Genomic DNA, 16421 nt, shown 5'->3' on the forward strand with positions numbered 1-16421 from the left:
CGACCGCACGCTGATTTTTGTGATCCCCGACAGCGGCAGTGAAACCGATTACTGGATCGACGCCAGCAGGGTGGCACCGCCCGAACAACGCTTAGAGTATCGAAGACGCGTCGCCAAAAGTATTAACCGGCGAATCCGATCACGGCTGAACCGCAGCGCGTCCCAATCGAACGGTTGGTTCACCTCGACTTCCTTGCCGGTCGGACAATCCCTCACTAAGATCGATGGCGAATGGGCGGAACCGATCGGGTTGCAGACCAGCGAATCCGCCTCGTACACGATCGAATATCAAATCGAGCCTTATTCCAAACCCAAATCTGCCAAAAAAGCGGCGAACTCGACCGTAACCACGCCGGCCACTGCCCCCGCGACGACGACGGGCAACACGGTGATCGTTGCCGATAATGTGGTCACCGATACTCCGGTCTCAATGCAGCCGTTGCTTCAAGATCAATCGGGGACGACGATCGTCGCTCAAGTCCAATCGACACGTTGGAAGGGTTCGCAGATCATTGTCGTCGCGGGCGGTTCGCTGCTAACCAACTATGCCTTTACCAAACCGTTGGCCGCACGATTAGCCGATCAACTCGTTCTCGCCTCGTTGCCACCGTCGACGTCATCCCCAAGAGCCGGTTTCATAAGCGTCAATCCGCTATCGCTGCCCGTCAGCGAATCGAAACCGGGTGTCCCGAAAGCGTCTGGATGGGAATTGTTGACCACGTGGCCCATGAGTTTAGTGACGGTCCACGCCGCACTATTGGGCTTGGTGATCTGTTTGATGTTGTTGCCGTCACTCGGACGCGCCCGTCACATCCGGTACAGTGTCAAAGGCAGCTTTGGCGACCATTTGGATGCGGTCGCCGCGTTAATGAACCGCGCCGGCGGTGAGCAATTTGCCCGCCACCGCATCAGCGAGTACATGCGGCGAATTCATGGTGAAACCCAAGGCCCGTGGGTGCTACCGGAACCCGAGCACGAAGCGGTCCACAGCCCTGCACTTCATCCGCCGACCGCGGAATCGTCGACGCCGCCCGGCCTACCCGATCCGCCCGCCGGCAGTCATACTCAACCACCAAGCCAAACCACTCGTTCTCTCGACCCAACCGACTCTGACTCCACGGCGAACTCTTGAGCAATCTCCCACCTTCGAACGACCCGCTCTCGTCCGCGCAATCTAAATCCCCTCGCGAACCCGGGATTGCGGATCGCGTTGCGCCCCCCTTGCCGAGTGAATCCCAATCCGGACCGGCGCCGCAGATTCCCCATGCGGCTGTATCGAACACGGCCGAAACGATACCGACAGCGGTTCCCGTGCGATCGACAAAGATGCAGCCGATTCAGCAACTGTATAACGAAATCTCAACCGAGATCAGCAAACTTTATGTCGGCCAGGATGAATTGGTGCTGGGAACGCTCACCGCGTTGTTTGCCGGCGGCCACGTCTTAATCGAATCGGTCCCCGGGCTTGGCAAAACATTGTTCGTGCGAACGCTTGGCCAAGCACTTGGTTGTGAATTCGGACGCATTCAATTCACCGCCGACTTGATGCCATCGGACATCACCGGTGCCCCGGTCTACGACATGCAGCGAAGCGAATTTCGATTTCGCCCAGGACCGGTGTTCACTCAGTTGCTGCTGGCCGACGAAATCAACCGCTCGCCCGCAAAAACGCATGCAGCCCTGTTGGAAATCATGCAGGAGTACCGTGTCACGGTCGACGGGACAAGCCATCGAGTGCCACGACCGTTCCTTGTTCTGGCGACACAGAATCCGCTGGAAAGCGAAGGCACCTACAATTTGCCCGAAGCTCAACTCGATCGTTTCATGTTCAAATTGCGAGTCGATTACCCGAGCTCGGATCAAGAGGCCGAGATTCTTCGCATGCACTCTCAGCAAGTCGATCTGAATCAACGATTGCGTGACGAGGTCAAAACCGTCACCAATCCCGAACGGTTGATCGAAGCGATGAAATTGTGTGGCGAAGTGTTGATCGAAGACAGCCTGCTCGATTACATCAACAAGATTGTCCGCGCAACACGAACATGGCCCGCGTTTCATATCGGAGCGTCGCCCCGTGCCGGAATTGCGCTGATGCAATCGGCTCGTGCTCTGGCCGCGTTCTCGGGACGCGATTACGCCATTCCCGACGACGTGGTGGAAATTACGTTGCCGGCGATGCGGCACCGTGTTCAATTGACGGCCGAAGCCGAAATCGAAGGACGCACCACCGACGAAGAATTGCAATCGCTGGTGCGAGGCATCGAGGTGCCTCGGGATTAGTTTTTTGCCAAGCGGATCATTAGGTTGGGGCGTCGTCGAAGTCGTCCAATGAAATTGAATTTTGAAAGTGTTTGAAGTGCCCTCTGCTCCCTCTGCAAACGACGATTCTATGGCACCGCATCAGTCGCTCAGTCAGCCGGGCGACACGTTTTTGCGACGCGTTCGTCATTCGGCCACCAGCGTGCTGGCCGACAGTCCGACGGGCCGCGAAGTCCTCGAATTGTGTGACGACCACGCCGAAGCCCGGCGGATGATCTTGCAAGACCGCAGCAGTGGCACCTCGGTAATCGCGATTGTCGGTGCTACCGGGCAAGGCAAATCGTGGTTGATTCGCCAATTGATTCGTAAATCGTCTGCCGCCAATTCGATCCGCAGCGGTAACAACGCCGACGAAGCAACCGAAAAATTGGTATGGATCGGCCCCATGCCGCCCGCCGATCTGGACCCGCGTTACGAACAATACCTGCATTGCGATCCCGCTCACATGCAATCGATTGGCATCACCTACATGCTGGTCGATGCCCCCGGATCGACTGACGACCGACGGGCGATTGCAGGCGTGGCTTCTCGAGCGTTATCGCTTGCCTCGGCGATGTTGTTGGTCGTCCGACGCGACCAAATCCGCAGCGTCGCCGTCGGCATGCTTGCCGAAGCGAGCGAGGGCAGCATTGTGATTCCGGTCATCAATGCCGTGCGTGAACATGACGACCGTTTGGATGCGGATATTGACGCGTTTGCCAAACGGATGCGGGAGATGGCACCGACCAGCGTGATTGCCCGTCCGATTGTGATCAAGGATTTTGAGATTGATGGCCGAGACGAATCCGAAATCGCCACCACCGCCGCAGAGAATGTTGCATCGCGGCTTCAGGAAGAACTGGGGCAACTATGGGAAGGTGATCGTCGTCGCAGCACCCGACTAGCCGCACTGGATGGTCGTTTTCGTGCGGCGTTACACGGTGTATTGAGCGATCAATTGCCAGGATTGACCAACGCGGTTCGGCGTCTGAATCGCGAAGCAACCACCATTCCCACGCAAGTAGCCGAGTCGTTGATTGGCAGCGACGGCCCGTTGCGTGCCGCCGTGCGATCACGATTGCGATTGGCATTATTGACCGAAACCGCAGCGTTCTGGTTTCCTTATCGCTCGCTCCTTGGGCTGCTGAATCTGACGCACGGTGCCTGGGACCGCGTGATGATCTCGTTGTCGGGTTCGCTGCCGTCGCTGGTCAGCGCTGTTTGGACGACCACCAAAAACCTGTCCGCTCAACAAGGCGCCGAGCAAGACGTCCGTGATGGACTTCGCCGACGAAGCGCTGCTGCGGTCGCCGATCGATTGGGGCCGCTGGCGAGCCGTTTTCGCGACGAACTGGCTGAACTCAGACGTCAACCGGTCAAGGCAGCTGCATGGCATGGCGACGATGACGACCCATCGCGTTCGCAACTCGCTTATTTGGCGGGCATCGACACGTTGCAAGAGATGTCGCAAACAATCTTTGACGAAGAGGTCAACCGCGTTTCGATCTCGCGGTTTGCGACCGTCGCCTTTGCATTGTTTGCGACGATCGTGTTTTGGTTATTTATGGCTGGCCCGGTGGTTGCATTGTACCGAGACTATTTTGTTGCCAGCTTCGCTACACTGACGACACTCTCAGGCGACTTGGAACGCTTTCCACGGCCTGAGTTGGCGATGATGTTGACCAGTTTGTTGTTGGCGATTTTACCCACCGCATTGATCTCGATGTTGGCATTGTCGGTCGCGCAAGGCCGCAACCGTGTCAATCATGCCGAGCAGCGGATTCGCGAGCGACATCATCAAACCATTACTCATCTGCAAGACGAAGGCGTGCTGCGACTCCGCTGGGATGACCCGCTGCTGTCGGACGCCGAGTTTTTACTGTCGGTCGGCGCGGCCGACTACGACGAAAGGTCATAGACATGGATGAATCGACCGGGTTCGCCCAAACACTTATCGGCACAGCCCTGCATACGCAGACCAATCTGATCGCCCAATCCGACACGCCCGAAGCCGCGGGATTTTTCGATATTCTCCTCAGCGGTGGCATCATCGGGTTGATGATACTGTTGGTGCTGTTTGCACTCAGCATCGCGGCGGCGTACTTGGTGTTTGACCAAACCATGACGCTTCGTAAAGGAGAGATCCTACCCGAAGGTGTTAGCGACACCGTTCGCCAAGCACTGCTCAATGCAAGATCGGCGGAAGCCGATTCGGCGTGTCGCCGCGAACCCAGCGTGCTAAGTGTGGTATTGTTGTCGGGGCTATCGGAATTGGAATTTGGATGGCGTGAAGTCGAAAAATCGGTCGAAGATTCGCTGGCCGAACAATCCGCTCGCTTGATGCGACGGATCGAATACCTATCGGTGATCGGTAATATCGCACCGATGGTGGGATTGTTGGGAACGGTAACCGGGATGATCTTTGCCTTCCAACAGGTTGCCACGACACGGGGTGCCGCCGGCGCCGGCGACCTTGCCGAAGGAATCTATCAAGCACTCGTCACGACCGTAGGCGGATTGATCGTGGCCATCCCGTCGCTGGCCGCCTACGCAATTTGTCGTAATCGAGTCGATTCGTTGATTGCCCAGGTGGCCTATCAGGCGCAGCACGCACTGACGCCGATCAAACGCCGTCCTACCGCTCGAACGCGACCGGCCAACCCCAACCCCGCCGCCTCGCCAGCCCCACGACCGCAAGGCGGTACCCCGCCTATGCCGCCCAAGCCGTAGCGACAATCGCCAAGACTTTTCTCCGTATTCAATGTGGAATAGGCTTCCAGCCTGTCATCGTCCCATCTCGTAGCGAAAGTCGCGAAGACTTTCGTTGGTATTTGCTGAGCGGCCCAACTCTCGTGCGAACTCCGCCTAGCGAAACCTTGCGCTGTTCGAAACTCTTGGCGAGTTTCGCTACGTAGAACCTTGCGTTACCCACGCCTCCGGACGCGATATAATCGCAAGCATGAATCCCCATTCCGCTGCCAATTCGGACGACAACGATCCCGGTTGCTTTGCATCCGATGGTGAAATCGATTGTCTTGCCGAGATTGACCTTCGCGGCGACAACGGAATCGATGGCCGGGACGGCGAGTCCATCTTCGTGCCACGTTCGGCCAATGGTGCCGACGGACGGCGAGGCGAAGACGCCGGTCCTGCAACGGCTGGCCGACGCGCCGCAGCGGCGACGATTGAGCTCACCTATCCCTACAACGCCGGTGCCAATGCCATCGCAATTTCCGGGACCGCGGTGGCGTCCGATGGATCGTCACATCCGATTGAACTGCAACGGACGATTGGCGAACACGGATACGTGTTCATTCGCGTCTTCGGAGGCACAGGAGGCAATGGTGGACGCGGTGGCAATGGACAACCGGGTGCCCCCGGACGTCCCGGTCGCGATGCCACTCGCTTTTCCAATGGTACCGACGGTGGCCCCGGAGGCGACGGCGGCGACGCAGGCAACCCCAGCGATGGTCAGTCAGGCGGTGATGGCGGTGACATCACGCTGCAAATTGATCATCAACATCTCGGTCTGCTGATGCTAGTCACCGGCGACTTGTCCGGCGGTGACATTGGTTTTGCCGGAGAACCGGCCTATGGTGGACGAGGTGGCCCAGGCGGTCCGGGTGGCAGCAGCTATCACTGGACGACCACACATCGAACGGGTGGAAAAAATGGTCGCACTCGCACCGTCCATCACTCCAACCCCGGCGGCAGCACCGGACGCCGCGGCCGTGATGGGGCACCGTCATCTTACCGTGCACACGACGGAAACCCCGGCAAAAACGGTCGTTTGCGAATTGTTGTCCTGGGTCCGCACGGCGATCGGACACAATTCAATTCACCCTATGACCTCGAACTTGTGTCGTTCGACATCGCCAGCGAATACAGTGTCATCGAACCCGACAGCTTGGCCAATCTCGAACGAATCACCGTACGAAACTGCGGCGGAATGCCAACACCGCCCAACTACACCATCCATGTTCACTTGCCGACGGACACGTGGATCCGATCCGACGAAAACAAATTGGTGTTGCCGGGCGTGCTCGAACCGGGCGAATCTTATACGTTCAACGATGAATGTTTGTCGTTGCGGTGGACCAACGTCATCGTCAACGTCCCACGAAAGCGACCGTTCCTTCTGAAGCACGATGTAAACCCGCGTGCCTTCATGGAAAGCGGCATCCACCGACCGTTTCGCAATTTCGAGAACGAAGAACCGATCGATGTCCAATTTCCGCTGCGATTATCCGAGATCACGGCACTCAACAGCCTTGCACCGGGCGAATCGACTCGAGTTCGTTTTGCGATTACCAACATCGGTGATGAAACGTTTGACGATCGAGTGTACCACCGCAGCGTGCGCAGCGGCATTCGCTTGTTCGGTGGCGACATCAACAGCAACCAATTGCTGTTTTTTGACGATACGGATGAGCCACATGATTTACTTGCTGAAGAATTTCGGCACGCCGTCCGCAACCTTGCGGCCGGTGAAACGCGTTGGATTGAAACTCGCATTGGCATTCGCAATCACAGCGATGTGATCGCTTATCAAAGTTTCACCCTCGGCGTCGATTTGTTGCTTCAACATCCTGGGTCGAGCCCCCAACGCGACCAGTATCGACGCATCGACTATCGCAAGGAAACGATCCGCGTTTCAGAGCAATTCCGTCGTGACGAAGGATCGCGATTCCTGCTGATCGCCAATCAGAAAACCGACGTCAATGACATCGAGAAATGGACTCAATTGGCTGACTATTTTGGCAGCGGACTGGATGTCTGGGACGTTGCTTACTATGGTTTTCTGGATCTAGCTCGCAAGATCGAAGCGGACAAGTCGATGCTCGAAATGTGGCGTGGCATGACGATCATCATTCCCAACAATTACTTTCAAACTCCGATTGGCAAGAAGACCGCGTTCGAGCAACTCGCCAAGTCACAGTTTTTGATCGCCGCTGCGGATTTCGACATCAACTTTTATATCGTGGGCGATTCACGCCGCGGTGGGGCCGCGGCACTGCAGTCCTACCTGATCCCCATCCTCCGTGGAAAAACGCCAAGTCAGATCAAAACCCAGCCAGCATTTTTGAAACAAATCAAACGATGGAATCAATATGTCGCAAGGACTGGCGACGTGGTCGGTGGAATCACCGCCGGGGCAGACGCCATTGCCGATGCATCACTGGGTGCGGTCCACGAGTTCGAGATTCAAAAGCGAACATTTCTGTTTCAACCCAAGTCGAAATGGCTGGCACAAGAAGCGGTACGGCTACAGAACAAGCTGCGAAAACAAGATCCGCTGCACCGCTGGGTGATCGTTTATCGCAACGACACCGGCGATACCGATACATCGTGGGGATTTTTTCGCAAACGCAAGGTTGGCCGACTCGAGGCGCGACGTTCGCTCGATTCCAGCAAAGGTTCTGCGGTCCTGTTCGAAGTCGACTCGATCGATATCATCGGCGACGACTTTATCAACAGCGAAGCGAACAAGCACGGTATTTTCTTGACCTTGAAATTCGAAGACAAAGTGGATCGCTTCATTCGCTTGGTCAGCGAGCGGACGTTTCCGCGGTTCCGCGAAAACTACATCGACCGTCCTTTGACCGCCGCAGAGATCCAGCAGATCGGCGACGCATTGATCGATTCGATTGTCGTCGACCTGTACAACGAACAACACGTCGCTCGCCATGCAAAAACGTGGGGCACCGCCGGCGTCAAGGCGTTGCTGCCGAAGCTGAATTATCTGGCCGAGCGTTCACTGAACTATGGATTGACGTATCGACAGATGCAAGAGAATGAAGCCTCACTATCGCTGTTGTATCAATTATTGGGCAACGTTCGCTACATCGCGACGCAGTCACGCACGATTTGGGATTACCCCGTCTTCCCCACCGCACTCTTTAAACGAAGCCGAGCGGTATCGCGGTACATGCAAAATCGAGTCGACCAAATCATCGCCAATCTATTTGGTCCCAAGCTGAGTTGGTGGGACAAATGGACATCGGCGGGCGACGACGATGATCCGTTTGGAACACAAAAAAACGCCGCTCCCAAAGGAATCGCCCGCCAAACGGCCATCGAAGCAATCGACAGTTGGGAAGCAGAATTGCGGAAACAAAAAACGCCACTCACGCAGTTTGAACGAGCCCAACGTCATCCTGGTTTAACGTACGATCCCGAGCTGCTGTGCGCCGAGGACCGCGTCGTGTCCGGTGCCGTCTACGATCAATGGGTGCAAGCGGAAAAGACGTTAGAAATGCAGCGTGCGGAAACGGAGTACGCAGTCGCCAAGCAACGTAGCGAGCTGCTGGTCCCTCTTAAAACGGCGTCGGCGACGCCTGTCCAATCACCCACTCAACAAACACAGCCTTAAGGCGGTAAACGAAGCTGCGGGGAAATTCGCGGTCTTCCTTTTCACTTATGATTTCACGTATGCTTTGGCGGGCCAGATCCGGCATGGATTGCGTGCTCGATTCCGCCTACAACTGACATTTTTTTCAATCCACAGGAGAGACACGGTCGTGAACGAATCCATCGCGAAACGTGTGGCAGAATTACGAACCGAAATCCGCCGTTTGGATCACCTGTACTATGTCGAGGCAAAACCTGCGGTCACGGACCTGGAATACGACCGACTGCTCGAAGAGCTACGAAAGCTTGAAACCGAACATCCCGAATTCGCCTCCGTCGACTCGCCGACCCAACGCGTCGGCGATGCACCGGTCCCGCACTTGGTCCAAGTGCCTCATTCGGTGCCGATGTTGTCGATCGACAACACGTACAGCCGCGAAGAGCTAAAAGCGTATTTCGATCGCACCGAAAAAACGCTTGGTGAGCCGATCGAGTGGGTGATGGAATTCAAAATTGACGGTGTCGCCGCCTCGATTCGCTACGAGCAGGGAAACATGGCGGTTGCACTGACGCGAGGCAACGGGCAGGTCGGCGACGACATCACCCACAATGTGCGAACGATTCGTGATGTTCCGCTTCGTCTGGTCGGCGATACGCCACCGGAGGTGTTGGAGGTTCGTGGCGAAGTCTACATGACCAATGCGGACCTAGCGGATCTGAATCTGCGACAAACCGAGGCGGGTGCCGAACCATATAAAAACACTCGCAACGTCACCGCCGGAACGATTCGACTGCTCGATCCGGCGATCGCCGCCGAACGTAAACTCCGCTTCTTCTGTCACGGGATCGGCGAAACAACGGGGCTGAAAGCGGCAGACCATATCGAGTTTCTCGCCGAAGTCGGCAAACTTGGCATCCCTCCAACTCCCGAAGTCCAAGTGTTCAAAAGCTCGGCCGACGCACTGAAGGCCGTGGCATTGTTCGAAGAAGAAATGCCCGACTTGCCATTCGAAGTCGATGGGATTGTTTTCAAAGTCAATCGCTTTGACCAACGTGAACGATTGGGGATTCGCAGCAAGAGTCCGCGTTGGGTGATCGCGTATAAGTTCGAACGCTATGAAGCGGTCACGGTGCTCGAATCAATTAGCGTCCAAGTTGGCAAGACTGGTGCGATCACGCCCGTCGCCCATCTAAAGCCGGTCGACATCGCGGATACCACGGTGTCACGCGCTTCGCTGCACAACGCGGACGAAATCGAGCGACTGGATGTCCGCGAAGGTGACGTGGTTGTGGTCGAAAAGGCGGGCAAGATTATTCCCAAAGTCGTGCGTGTTGAGAAACATGAACGGAAAACCGAGCAACCTCCGTTTGAATTCCCGACGCATTGTCCGGTTTGTCATACCGAATTGGTGCGAGATGACGGCGGTGTCTATATCCGTTGTCCGAGCCCCGAGTGTCCTGCGCAATTGCGGCAACGGTTGATCTATTTCGGTAGCCGACCGGGGATGGACATCGATGGGCTCGGCGATGAACTTGTTGATCTGTTGGTTCAACGCCGTATCGTTTCGAGCTATGCCGATCTATATCGACTGAGCGTCGACGAAATTGCCGATGTCAATTGGTTGAAACAACGCAAAGGCAAGGACGGCAAATTGATTGACGTCCAAGTCGGTAAAAAGAACGCAGAAAACCTGGTCGCTGGAATCGAGGCTAGCCGTAACCGGGGGCTCGCTCGCGTGCTTGCATCGATTTCGATCCGTCACGTCGGACCCCGCGTCGCGCAGCTGATCACGCGACACTACCCGACGATCGAACAACTGCAATCTGCATCCATCGAAGACCTCGCATCGATCCACGAAATTGGGGACGCGATCGCCAAAAGCATGCATGAGTTTTTGCACAGCGATTATGGCAAGAAAGTCTTCGCCGAACTTGCCGAAGTCGGTGTCAAACTCAGCGAAGAGGTCGCCGAACCAAGTGGCGGTCCGCTCGAAGGTAAAACGATCGTTGTCACCGGAACGCTTCAGCAGTTCAACCGCGATGAAATCAAAGCGTTGATCGAAAAACTCGGTGGCCGCGCGTCGAGCAGTATCAGCAAAAAGACCGACTACTTGGTGGCTGGCGAAAAAGCGGGCAGCAAATTGACCAAGGCCGAGTCGCTGGGCGTGAAGATATTAACTGAATCTGAATTCAAAACGTTGATAGCCTGAAAACAAAAAGTAACGTAGGACTGCTGAAACATTGGTGTTGGCGTCGTGTTTTGGTTACGCTGGCTTTCTGCCACCTTTTCCCCCCCTTTTCTCGTCACCGAGTGAGTTCATGAGACCTTTGATTGCGACGATGTTTGGCTTGATGTTTTCTGCAGCAGCGGCTCCTGCGATGGGCGCCGACGTCTACGTCACCCCGGACGGCGCAGGGCGAAAGGACGGCAGCAATTGGGAGCATGCGTTGTCCGGCGATTCACTGCCAAACGCGGTTGACGACCGTCTAAAACCGGGGGACCGTTTGCTGATCGGAGGGGGTGTCTATACCAATGCAAAAATCGTCGTCAACCAAGGAGGACAACCAGAGCGGCTGAAACAAATCGAAGGAGTGGACCGGGGCGAGGGGTTGCCAATTTTCCGCGGCGTTTGGAACGAAGACGCACCAAGTAAAGGTGCAACCGCGGTTCGATTTAACGCTGAGGCCGGCTACGTACGACTCGTCAATCTGCGGATCGAGCGATACATGACCGGAGTGTCCGTCGTCAAATCCTCACAAAACACCGACCGTTCACATCTTTCGTTTGATGACGTCGACATCCGATTCGCACGGTACGGTTTCTACGTCTCGGACTGTGACGACATGCAACTGGTCGATTGCGATTTGACTCGATACACCAAGCACGGTTTCCGGTTTGAACAAGGCTGCGACCGAGTTGAGTTGTTGCGTTGCACCGCCGACTGCTCCGAAGGCGACGAAGGGTGGGAAGAAAAAACCGAGCTGCTGCCGTTCGGCTTTAATGTCAACCACGGCAATTCGCCCAACCGTGATTTCCTGTTTGACCAGTGCGTGGCCAGCAACAACATGATGCCGCTGCAAAAGGGGCGATACAAAAATGGAGACGGATTTGTGGTCGAAGGCAGCGCACAGAACGTCCGCTTTCACCACTGTCGCGCCATTCGCAACCAGGACGCCGGTTATGACTTGAAAGTGGAAGATGTCAAATTGATCGGGTGTGTCGCAGTGGACAACAAACGCAATTTCCGAATCTGGTCCACCGGCACCCTTTGGAATTGTTTCGCAGGCGGTGGAGTCCTAGGGTTGTGGTGTAACGGCGGCCCCGTTTTGGCACAGCGATGTACGTTTTACGGTTCGCGTACCGCGGGTGTGCAAACCGACGACCGAGCCAAGTTGCCGATCACGCTCCGCGATTGCATCATTGCAAACACGCCACGGGCATTTCGTAAAACGGCTCGTGGGCCGATCAAGTCCGAAGGAACGATCATGTCCGAGGTCGCCGAATCAAACGCCCCTGGCTCGGACGCTGCTCCGCAATTCATCCGCCCTACCGAGCATTGGGACGGTGTCGGTCCGGCATTTGACAGTCGGCAATTTCCGGACAAAGGATTTCATAGCGACGCAAAAACACCGGATGCTCTGTTAGGAACCTGATAACGGTGCGATACGCGAGGAATTGCGACGATCCGTAAAATCACTCGCAGTTACTTCGACTTTGTTTTTGGCGTTTTCGGCTGCGTTGTTTTCCCTTTTGTCGTTAATTCCTTGACGTCAATCGAAACTTCCTTCGCAGCATAGACAGATTTCTCATACAAGAAAACGTACAACATCGCTTCTTCTTTGCTTGGACGTTTTACAACCACGCGAGCAGTTGGCAATGTGGTACCTGTTGCAAGAATCTCGCCTTCGAAATTGGCATCACTTTTCAGCTGTGCAATCGCTTGCTGCACGAGTCCATCACCGATGTGACGTCCTTGGATTGCCGACCGCCGAGCATCCACACGGGCGATTGCAAGTTTGCTTGACCTTAACATTGCGATCGCCGACATGGATAACACCGCAGCCGCAAGGGTGCACAGCAACAATGCCGAACCCGAACGTCGTCGCGTTTTCCGTGGTGGATGCATTCGTCGTAACCTGATCATTTCCCGGCCTTTTTCGGTTCAGGAATTTGCGGTGGGAACACGACAGTCGCAATCTCAGTGACTTTGCGATTGTTAGTCGTATCAAATCCGACAAGCTCAATTTCCAGTCCAACCCAGCGGCTGGACGGTTTGGGCTGAAAGATCGAACGAACCGAAAAATCCACGATATCCTCAGCCAGCACTGTGTCTGTTGACTTGCCCTCGGTGGCAAGCAACTGATTGTTTGATCGCGTTATGTTGACGAGACTGCCGTCGCGTCGTTGCAAACGGATACCCGACGTGCTGGCCGCGAAGACAGTTCCATCGTCGATCATGTTTGATAACCAAGCCAACGTGCGTTGTAGTTTCGTCGACGTCGAGCTGGCGGATTCAGCACTTGCGATCGTTCGCGCCGAGGCACGGATCACACCCGCGATCGGAACGAACAGGATCGCAACAAGCCCCGTGCACGCGATCACTTCGATCAAGCTGATGCCGTGACGTCGGGATGTTTCATGGCGATGCTTGCTCATGGGACGCCCCATTGCGATTGGAGTTGTTCCGTCGGTTCGTCTGTATCGACTCGCCCGTTACGATTTCGGTCCAGCCATACTTGGGCGGTTATCGCCAGCAACTTTGACGACTTTATCCGCGTATCACGTTGGACCAATACGCTGGCGGCTAGTTTCAGCCCGCCGTCCGTCACGATTTTTGTCGGCTCCGGACTCGACATCGGGCGTGCCCACGCCTTGTTGAATGACACGGTGTCGGAGAGCAATATCTTTCGCTGTTGAAGCAATTGATCGGCCTCGAACAACATGCTTTCATGCAACTTTAATCGGCGATGCATCTTCTGGGATCTCGTGACCAAATGCAACGACGGAATTAGCAGAACCGAAAGCAACATCGAACCGGTGACGACGTCCAATAACGTTGCCCCCCGACGAAGATTCGCTCGTTGCTTCCTCTCGATTCGCACAATTGACATCCTGGCTTAGAGAACTTGGCGTTGGACGTTGCCCGTGGTCGGTGACACTCGAACCTCGCCGACAACGTCGCCCTGAATCATCGTCCAGCGAAGACTGCGGTTGACAGTCCCCAGTGGCGAAAAACGAATTGCTGTCGGCGATCCTTTCACGGTGACCTGCGATCCCAACTCAATGAACGAGACTCTTCCGCCGCGAATTGGCCCCGCGTCTTCGCTGATCTTCAGCATCGCTTGACCGTCTTTGCGAATCCGCTCGACACGGACGTCCGCTTGGTTCGTAATCGACGTGTTGCGTGCCAACATCAATGTGTCGGCGACGTGGTGAGTAATGCCAGTCACGCTTCGCTCGGATGACCAACGCGGCCTTAGCACAAACGAACTTGCGATTGCCGAAGCACTCAACAAAACGACCACCATGACCGCTTCGATCAATGTGACGCCGGTTCGTATGGATTGTGTGGACATGCTCGACACCCAAAGGGTCATGACAAAAAAAATGGGTCGACGTGGAGGTGCAAACAATCTCTCGCTCGCAGCGTCTCCAAGACGACCCGAAATGTCTGGCGAATCGGTCACGGCATTTTTTGCCGCAATCTTCATCGCTTGGCCTGGATCGCAGCCAACTCCTCTTGGAGACTGGCTACGCCTGATTTAGCGTTTCGTGAACGTTCCCGTTGCCCGAGCATAGGTGTAATTGCGACGGATGGCCGTGATTCGCGTCTGTTCGGCCGGAGTCGTATTGGACAAGTAACCGCCCGTAACTAAGTCGTTGACGCTGCGTGGGAACGCGCCGGTTTCAAGAAAGTAGGTTTGTGCCATACTGTTTAGTGTGGCGACTTCTTGTTCGGACAACTTTTCCTCGCTCTTGGCTCGCATCGGTGCGACCGTGGCGACGGTGGCAGCAGCCACGACAGCAAGAATCACAACTGCGGCTATCACTTCAAGCAGCGAAAAGCCTTTCTTTTTATTTCGTTTCATCTGAGTATATACTCCGTGTATGGACTTTTGATTGCGGGTTGCCAGACAAGAGAGCTATTCTCGTCTACCCAAACCTAGGTCAGAAATCGAAGCAAAATCCTGATGGAGTCAATAAATGCCTAAAATGTTTCAAAGCATGAGTCCACTTGATGACACGATTGTCTTCGCTGGCCCCGAATCAACCCCGGCAAACATCAAGCAAGCGATCACGACGGCTCGGCAATCCGAGATACTTTGGCACAGTACTCCGCTTTCTCAGCGAATTCAGATCGCTCGCAACTATGCAAAACACTTGAGCGATCATCGAGAGGAGATTTGTGGGCTGATTTCTCGCGAAGTTGGCAAATTGCCTTGGGATGCTGATGCCGAAGTCAATGCTGCGATCGGTAAAATCGATTTAACCGTTAACGCCCTCGCTGAGCGACGCAGCAAAACGGTCAACGAATCAGGCAGCTTGGCTCGCGTGGTTCGCTATCATCCACTAGGTGTCGCACTGGTCTTGGGGCCGTTTAATTTTCCGCTGCATCTGCCGGGAGGCCAGATCGTGCCGGCGCTGCTGGCAGGCAACACGATTGTTTTCAAACCCAGTGATCAAGCCACGGCGGTTGGCAAATGGATGATCGATGCATGGCGTGAAGCGGGACTTCCCGATGGTGTGATGCAGATGATTCAAGGAGGCGTTGAGGTTGCCGTTGCCGCGATTGATTCGCCAGAAATCAATGCAGTCTTTCTGACCGGCAGCCGAGCGGCGGGACGCGCCATTCATCGCCAATTAGCAGGTCGCCCCAACGTCCTGCTGGCCTTAGAGCTCGGCGGCAACAATCCGGTCGTCGTCAGCGATTCGATTCCATCCGAAACCGTCGCCGAGCTAGTCACCTTTTCCGCATTCATCTCGTCCGGCCAACGCTGCTCGTGTGCACGACGTAGTGTGTTTATTGAAAGCTCGCAAAGCGAAGCTCACATCGAAGCGGTCGTGCAGCGAACTCAGTCGCTTGTTGTCGGATTGCCGGGGGATGAGACGTCACCTGACGTGGGACCGCTGATCTCTGCTCTCGCAGCCAGGCAACTGCGAAAGACCTACGATGCATTGTTAGCCCACGGCTGCACCGCCGTCGTACCATGGAAAGTCAATTCGCGTCGCGAGAATTTGGTCCATCCGATGATCGTCGATGCAACCCACTGCAGCGAAACCCAGCTCACAGCGATCGGTGAACTGGAATGGTTTGGTCCTTTGCTGGTGATTCAGCGAGTCGCTGATTTTAATGCCGCGGTGACCACCGCAGCAAATACTCCCTACGGTTTGGCCGCAACGTTACTGGGTGGAACATCTAGCATGTTCGAGAACTTTGTCGACGGCGTCGGGGCGGGCGTGGTTAATTGGAATCGGCCCACGACCGGTGCGGCGGGCAGTTTGCCATTTGGCGGCTTAGGCGACAGCGGCAACCATCGCGCTGCAGGTTATCATGCAATCGATTCTGCAGCGACCCCATCGCATCGCTACAATCCCCGACCGATACCGAATCCTTTGCAACGCTCGATCCCTGGAACATCGCCAAGTAGTGTTAAAAAATTTGGGACCAGGCTTCCAGCCTGTCAACAGTGTCCCTTCCAGCCTGCGCATACCCTATCCAGTTTTTATTTTACAATTGTCAATTTGACTTTTTCAATCGTCCCCTCCCCGC

12 protein-coding genes and 1 pseudogene are annotated in these 16421 nt (G+C 55.5%); 8 read left to right on the forward strand and 5 right to left on the reverse strand.

The window, feature by feature from the left end; translation table 11 throughout:
* The 7 genes and pseudogenes from RMSM_RS40915 to RMSM_RS13050 form a co-directional block, all read left to right on the forward strand.
* A pseudogene (locus RMSM_RS40915) lies at positions 1 to 1132 on the forward strand (hypothetical protein); the annotation flags it as partial.
* An 89-nt stretch (positions 1133 to 1221) separates the two neighbouring features.
* On the forward strand, positions 1222 to 2280 hold the full coding sequence (locus RMSM_RS13025; RefSeq protein WP_008696582.1) for an AAA family ATPase: 1059 nt from the start codon (positions 1222 to 1224) through the stop codon (positions 2278 to 2280).
* A gap of 109 nt (positions 2281 to 2389) precedes the next feature.
* Positions 2390 to 4216, forward strand: a complete 1827-nt coding sequence (locus RMSM_RS13030) for a membrane protein (protein WP_008696584.1) — start codon at positions 2390 to 2392, stop codon at positions 4214 to 4216.
* 2 nt (positions 4217 to 4218) lie between these two features.
* Positions 4219 to 5028 carry a MotA/TolQ/ExbB proton channel family protein gene (locus RMSM_RS13035; protein ID WP_008696585.1) on the forward strand — a complete coding sequence of 270 codons (810 nt, stop codon included), beginning with the start codon at positions 4219 to 4221 and terminating at the stop codon, positions 5026 to 5028.
* A gap of 229 nt (positions 5029 to 5257) precedes the next feature.
* The gene (locus tag RMSM_RS13040; protein ID WP_008696586.1) at positions 5258 to 8671 is read left to right on the forward strand and encodes a DUF7932 domain-containing protein; all 3414 of its coding nucleotides are present in this window, start codon (positions 5258 to 5260) and stop codon (positions 8669 to 8671) included.
* 148 nt (positions 8672 to 8819) lie between these two features.
* A complete protein-coding gene (gene ligA / locus RMSM_RS13045) occupies positions 8820 to 10859 on the forward strand; it encodes an NAD-dependent DNA ligase LigA (protein WP_008696589.1) in 2040 nt (679 codons plus the stop codon).
* Positions 10860 to 10968: 109 nt separating this feature from the next.
* The gene (locus tag RMSM_RS13050) at positions 10969 to 12303 is read left to right on the forward strand and encodes a right-handed parallel beta-helix repeat-containing protein (protein ID WP_201767032.1); all 1335 of its coding nucleotides are present in this window, start codon (positions 10969 to 10971) and stop codon (positions 12301 to 12303) included.
* 50 nt (positions 12304 to 12353) lie between these two features.
* Here the strand turns inward: RMSM_RS13050 and RMSM_RS13055 are convergent, their stop codons facing one another.
* The 5 genes from RMSM_RS13055 to RMSM_RS13075 all read right to left on the reverse strand — a co-directional run bounded on the left by RMSM_RS13055 (position 12354) and on the right by RMSM_RS13075 (position 14739).
* Positions 12354 to 12794: a hypothetical protein gene (locus RMSM_RS13055; RefSeq protein WP_144057610.1), complete on the reverse strand. Its 441-nt coding sequence runs from the start codon at positions 12792 to 12794 to the stop codon at positions 12354 to 12356.
* A complete protein-coding gene (locus tag RMSM_RS13060) occupies positions 12791 to 13306 on the reverse strand; it encodes a hypothetical protein (RefSeq protein ID WP_008696595.1) in 516 nt (171 codons plus the stop codon). The genes RMSM_RS13055 and RMSM_RS13060 overlap by 4 nt, the downstream gene beginning before the upstream one ends.
* The gene (locus tag RMSM_RS13065; RefSeq protein ID WP_144057611.1) at positions 13303 to 13623 is read right to left on the reverse strand and encodes a hypothetical protein; all 321 of its coding nucleotides are present in this window, start codon (positions 13621 to 13623) and stop codon (positions 13303 to 13305) included. The genes RMSM_RS13060 and RMSM_RS13065 overlap by 4 nt, the downstream gene beginning before the upstream one ends.
* A gap of 144 nt (positions 13624 to 13767) precedes the next feature.
* Complete coding sequence (locus RMSM_RS13070; protein WP_144057612.1) at positions 13768 to 14226, reverse strand: pilus assembly FimT family protein; 459 nt, start codon at positions 14224 to 14226, stop codon at positions 13768 to 13770.
* A gap of 186 nt (positions 14227 to 14412) precedes the next feature.
* Positions 14413 to 14739, reverse strand: coding sequence for a prepilin-type N-terminal cleavage/methylation domain-containing protein (locus RMSM_RS13075; protein ID WP_008696599.1), 327 nt, complete (start codon positions 14737 to 14739; stop codon positions 14413 to 14415).
* A 115-nt stretch (positions 14740 to 14854) separates the two neighbouring features.
* Between RMSM_RS13075 and RMSM_RS13080 the strand changes: the two genes are divergently transcribed.
* A partial coding sequence (locus RMSM_RS13080; protein ID WP_008696601.1) for an aldehyde dehydrogenase family protein occupies positions 14855 to 16421 on the forward strand: 1567 nt, incomplete at its 3' end.

Source organism: Rhodopirellula maiorica SM1 (assembly GCF_000346295.1).
In the GTDB taxonomy this organism is placed as follows: Bacteria; Planctomycetota; Planctomycetia; order Pirellulales; family Pirellulaceae; genus Novipirellula; species Novipirellula maiorica.